We start from the raw sequence: 1,999 nt of genomic DNA on the forward strand, positions 1-1,999 counted from the left end.
AAGTATCGGCAAGCCGGAGTCAATGTTGCCTTTGGCTGTGATGGCTCTGCCAGCAATGACTCTCAGAATTTGCTGGAAGTGATTAAGCTAGGCGCGATTTTGCACAGCGTTACCGATTTGGACTATCAGAACTGGATTACCCCGCGTCAGGCGATCGACATGGCAACCATGGGCGGCGCAACAGGACTGAATCTGGCAGACCAAATCGGCTCACTCACGATCGGCAAAAAAGCAGATTGCGTACTCTACGACCTCAATAATCTGTCGATGTTGCCCTACACAGACCCGATCGGAATGCTGGTACTGGGTAGACCGACCCAGGTAGTTGATAGCGTCTGGGTCAACGGCAAGCGGATTGTCGCTGATGGCACTGTGCAAACGATCGATGTTGAGGCACTGCGGCAAGAGTTGATTCAGCGACGACCCGTTGCATCGCGATCGCAGTTCCAAACCATTCAGCAAATCGAGGCGCACTACCGCCAAATTATGTTGAACGAGTAAGCCGTTCGGTCTGAGAGAACGCGATCGAGCAGTGAAATTTCGACTTACGAATTCCGCATTCCAAATTCCAAACTGGTATACGCTAGCGCTAATTCACCTACGCAACTGTCTCGTCTCGGATTCTTTTCATGCTCCGTCAAATTTGGCGTTCACGACGCGGCTCCTTGAGAGCTCTCCTCTCTTCCTTGATGCTGTTCTGTCTCTGCTGCGTGCTGGCGGTCAGTTGCAGTCGCTCCTCGCCCTCAGCCAGCACAACCGAACAAGGGCGTATTGTCCTCGGTACCACTGCAAGCATTAGCACCCTTGATCCAGCCGACGCTTACAGCATCTTTGCGGGAGCGCTGCTGTACAACCTGAGCGATCGACTGTACACCTACAAACTCGGCGCAAACGATTTAGAGCCACAGTTAGCGACTGCTCTCCCGACCGTCAGCACGGATGGATTGACGTACACAATTCCGCTGCGTCAAGGAGTTGTCTTTCATGACGGAACGCCATTCACTGCCAAAGCAATGGCATTTTCCCTCGATCGCTTCATCCAAAACGGTGGATCGCCGTCGTTTTTGCTGGCGGATTTGATTGCTGCAGTTAAGCCAACAGCGGAGTACGAATTAACGATTACGCTGAAAAAACCCTTTGCAGCGTTTCCGTCGCTGCTGGCTTTTTCGGGTGTCTGTGCGGTGTCGCCTCAGGCGTATGAAATTAAAGCAGGTGAGTTTAAGCCTCAGGAGTTCGTTGGCACAGGTCCCTATAAACTTGTGAAATACGGGACCGATCGGCTGCGACTGGATGTGTTCGATCGCTACTGGGGTGCTAAACCTGCAAATACAGGCATTGACGTGCAGTTCTACTCCAGCCCAGCCAACTTGTTTAATGCGTTTCGCACAGGCTCCGTGGATTTGGCGTATCAAAACCTGGCGATCGAGCAAATTCGCAGTCTTCAGCAGAACGCAGCGACCGGAGGTTGGCAGGTTATCGAGCGATCGGGCAGCGGTATTGATTACCTAACGCTGAATTTGCGATCCTCACCGCTCGATGTGCTGGCAGTTCGGCAGGCGATCGCAGCAATCATGGACCGTCCCCTGCTGCAAGAGCGCGTGTTTCAGGGGCAAATTGAGCCGCTGTATAGCCTGATTCCGGCGACGGTGGATGTGCAAGCTCCGGTGTTTCAGGCGGAGTATGGCGATCGCGATGTGGCAAAAGCAACGGAGCTACTCAGTCGCGCGGGGTATTCTTCGAGCAACCCGCTGAAGCTGGAGTTTTGGTATCGATCGAATCTCAACAACGACCAAGCAGCGGCAATCACGCTGAAGGCGATCGTGCAAAAAACGCTGGGTAAGCTGGTGCAAATTGACCTGAGAAGTATCGAATCAACCACAGCATACAAGAATTTGGATAAGGGTGTTTATCCAATGTTTTTACTCGATTGGACGCCTGATTTTCTCGATCCAGACAACTACATTCAGCCGTTTTTGGAATGCTCGAAAGGCTCGGAGAA

Annotated in this window: 2 protein-coding genes; both read left to right on the plus strand. The window is 52.4% G+C overall.

Annotated elements, in window-relative coordinates; genetic code table 11:
• Positions 1-501 (plus strand): amidohydrolase family protein (locus H6F43_RS06815; RefSeq protein ID WP_190341939.1); only part of this gene is annotated, 501 nt, incomplete at its 5' end.
• A 188-nt stretch (positions 502-689) separates the two neighbouring features.
• Positions 690-1,999 (plus strand): ABC transporter substrate-binding protein (locus tag H6F43_RS06820; protein ID WP_242025391.1); only part of this gene is annotated, 1,310 nt, incomplete at its 3' end.

This window comes from Leptolyngbya sp. FACHB-36, assembly GCF_014695955.1.
Classification (GTDB): domain Bacteria; phylum Cyanobacteriota; class Cyanobacteriia; order Leptolyngbyales; family Leptolyngbyaceae; genus FACHB-36.